The organism is Micromonospora sp. MP36 (assembly GCF_008119785.1).
GTDB lineage: Bacteria > Actinomycetota > Actinomycetes > Mycobacteriales > Micromonosporaceae > Micromonospora.
On record NZ_VSFA01000225.1, the window covers coordinates 1 to 3,620 of the forward strand.

Annotated in this window: 2 protein-coding genes and 1 pseudogene; 1 reads left to right on the top strand and 2 read right to left on the bottom strand. The window is 71.8% G+C overall.

Annotated elements, in window-relative coordinates:
- Positions 1-967: pseudogene (locus FXF52_RS40700) on the bottom strand (peptidase M6); the annotation flags it as partial.
- A 243-nt stretch (positions 968-1,210) separates the two neighbouring features.
- The gene (locus FXF52_RS40705) at positions 1,211-2,101 is read right to left on the bottom strand and encodes a dihydrodipicolinate synthase family protein (protein ID WP_148804965.1); all 891 of its coding nucleotides are present in this window, start codon (positions 2,099-2,101) and stop codon (positions 1,211-1,213) included.
- 301 nt (positions 2,102-2,402) lie between these two features.
- Between FXF52_RS40705 and FXF52_RS40710 the strand changes: the two genes are divergently transcribed.
- Positions 2,403-3,620 (top strand): CdaR family transcriptional regulator (locus FXF52_RS40710; protein WP_187414021.1); only part of this gene is annotated, 1,218 nt, incomplete at its 3' end.

Consider the following 3,620-nt stretch of genomic DNA (forward strand, 5'->3'; position numbering starts at 1 on the left):
CCGGGGGGCGCAACGAGCGGCCGTGGGGGTTGTTGAGGTGGGCGGCGAGCCTCGGAAGGTGGCGCGGCGCGTGGGCGTCCGCACCTAGCCGCAGGCTCTCCGCCGGGGTCGACGAGCCACCGCCGGCGTTCGGCCAGATCGTGGCGGCCGCCTTCCAGGACGTCCACTCGACGTACCGGGTCTTCGCGTAGTTGGGCAGGTTGGGGTCCGGCGGGCCCCACGCGTCCGGCACGTCCTCCTTGTTCTGGAACATCATCTGGCCGAACTCCTGCCAGGTCGAGGACTCGTCCTGGCCGGCCGACAGGATGAAGACCAGCTCGAAGCTGTTGGCCACCGCGTCGCCGACCGCCGCGCGCCAGGCGCCCAGCCCGTCGGTACGGATGTTCTTCGCGCACGCCTCACCCGACGGGCAGGCGCCGGGGTTGAAGCCGTTGTCGATGCCGTACTGGTAGGACTTCGCCGGCATCTCGTACGGGCCGAAGCCGCTGAGGTCCACGCCGTAGCGGCCGTTGGAGTCCTGCATCCAGTACTCGTGCAGGGTGTGTCCCCGGTTGAGGTCGCCCGGCTTGTTGAGGAAGTCCGTGTAGAACTGCGCGACCTGGTTCCGCGGGATGTTCGCGGCGGTCGCCTGGGGGTTGCCGAAGACCGAGGACTTCGCCGGCTGGGTGACGACGAACGGCTGGTCCGGGTAGTCGAGCGTGACCAGGGCGATCTTGAAGTTGCGGACCGACCCGCGCACGGCGGGATCGGCCCAGTTCTTGTTGGGAACCGGCTTGTAGTCGTCCCAGGTCATCGCGTCGGGATTCTGCCAGTTCTGCGGGTCGAGCACCTGGAACGGGGCGGTCCCGTCCAGGTCGCCCGGTGCGGCGGAGGCCGGCCCGGTGGCGCCGGACGCGACCACGACGGCCGTGACCGCGGCGGCCAGCACCGAACGCCACGCCGCACGCCTGGGGGGTAGAAGGTGCATCGGGTCACCTTTCAGGTCGGGGGCTTCATCGGCGGGGCGATCGAGCGACGGTTCCGGCTCACGGCGCGACGTCAGACGCGCCGAGCCCGAGTTGTCGCGATACGGGCTACTCGTCATCCCGCGTGATCACACCCGATCCGAATCTAGGAGCCGGCCGGCGTACGGTCACCGTGCAGATGTCGGCAGGTGGACCGACCACTTCCGACACGTGCAGGACGACATCCGGGGCCCGATCCGGTGTGGCTACGCCTCGGCGTCGGCCCGCAGCGCCCGCCGCACGTCCCGGCACAGCTGCGTCTCGGTCTCGGGCGGCAGCATGCCGCGGGGTGGCCGGCAGGGCCCGCCGTACCGGCCGACCAGCCCCATCGCCAGCTTCACCGCCTGGACCGACTCCGGCCGGGAGGCCCAGCTGAGCAGGGGGTGCAGCTGCGCGTACAACGGCAGAGCCGTCGCCAGGTCGCGGGCGGCGCACAGCCGGTGCAGGCGCAGGCTGAGCCGGGGCAGGGCGTTCGCGCACTGCCCGATCCACCCCGTCGCGCCGCACACGGTCAACTCCAGCAGCACGTCGTCCGCCCCGGCCAGCACGTCGAGGTGGGGGCACAGGTCACGCACCCGGTGCAGCCGCCGTACGTCGGACACCCGCACCGCCACCACGCCGTCGAGTTCGGCGATCCGGGCCAGCAGGTCCGGCGTCAGATCCGTCCTGCTCTCGACCGGATCGTCGGACACCACCACCGGCAGCCCGACCGCGGCGACCTCGCGGTAGTGGGCGACGACCTCGGCGGCGCCGACCGGGTAACCGACGGGCGGCGGCGCGAGCACCGCCTGGGCACCGGCCGAGCGTGCCTGCTCGGCCCACCGCCGGGCCTGGCGGCTGCCGTACCCGCCAACGCCCGGCACCACCGCGCAGCCGGCCGGCGCCGCCTCGACGGCCGCGCGGACCACGTCGGCGCGCTCACCGTCGGACAGGGCCCGGTACTCCCCCAGGGAGGCGCAGGGCGTCACCCCATGGCAGCCCTCGTCGGTGAGCCACCGCACGTGCTCCTGGAGCCGGTCGTAGTCCACCGAGAGATCGGCCCGGAAGGGGGTGGGAACAGCGACGATGACGCCCTGCCAGGGCCTGGTTGCGGCCACGGAGGTGTTCCCTTCTCGAACGCTGGCGCTTTGGTGGGCGTACACCAACCGGCAGGACGCCCCCACCTGGCCTCTCGGGCCGGCTTCCGCAAACGTTAGGGGCGAAGCCCGCCGTGGGTCTTCCGACAGATGCCGAAACCGTCCAGGGTTTATCGAGATTAGGTGTCGCGGCACTGGCACGAGGATTGCGGCCGGGTCAACATCATCGGAAAGGTTTGCCAACGGTCCTACCGGCACAACAGCCAGCCGGGCCGAGCGGCGACACCGCAGGGATCGGGCTGGCCGGGGGAAGCGCATGCGCATGGAGCTACAACGCATCGTCGACCGCGTCGCGGCGCGGGTCAAGCGGCCGGCTCTGATCGAGGACCGGCGTCAGCGGGTCGTCGTCTACAGCGAGCACAGCGGGGTGATAGACGGGGTACGTCGAAGCTCGATCCTGCGCCGGCACACCACTCCTGAGGTGATCGCCTGGGCCCGGGAGATCGGGATCATGGAGGCCCGCGAGCCGGTGCGCACGCCGGCCTGTCCGGAACTGGACCTCCTGCCCCGGGTGTGCGTGCCGATCCGGCACCAGGACCTGCTGCTGGGCTTCGTGTGGTTCATCGACGAGGCGAAGGGGATGACCGACGAGGAGATCTCGGCGGTGACCGAGGCGATGCCGGACCTGTCGCTGGCTCTCTACCGGGAGAACCTGCTCGGCGAGCTGGCCTCGCAGCGGGAGGCGGAGGCGACCCGGACGCTGCTCGTGGAGTCCCCGGAGGCCCGGCGAGAGGCCGTCCGGTCGCTGCTGACCGACGGCGTGGTCACCAGCGACGGTCAGATCACCGCCCTGGTCGCCCAGCTCGTCGTGGCCCCGGACGGGATGCTCGACGACGCGGCCCGGATCGCCCTGGAGCACGCCCTCGTCGCCACCCGGCACTGGGTCGGGTCGCGCGAGACGCTGCACCTGGTCCGGCACGACCACGGGGTGCTGCTGCTGTGCGGGGGGCGGAACACCGGGCGGCTGGCGGCGGAGGACGCGGCGGCGCAACTCGACCAGGCGTTACGCGGGGCCATCCGGGGGCTGGCGTCGGTGGCGCGGACCGTCGTCGGGATCGGCGACGACCGACCGCGCCTGTACGACAGCGTGCTGTCGTACCAGGAGGCCTTCCAGGCGGCCCGGGTGGCTGTCCAACTGCCCGCCCTGGGTCCGGTGGTGCTCTGGTCCGAGCTGGGCATCTACCGGCTCCTGTCCGGGATGGACGCCCGCCACCTGGATGTCGCGCGGGTGCATCCGGGGCTGGGCCGGCTGCTCGACGACGAGGCCCACCAGGTGTTGCTGGAGACCTTGGAGACCTATCTCGACCTGGCCGGCAACGCCCACGCCACGGCGGAACGACTGCGGCTGCACCGGACGACGCTGTACTACCGGCTGCAGCGGGTGGAACTGCTCGCCGACGCCGACCTGAAGGACGGCAACGAACGGCTCTGCCTGCACCTGGCCCTCAAGCTCGGCCGGCTGACCGGCCAGTACCAGCCG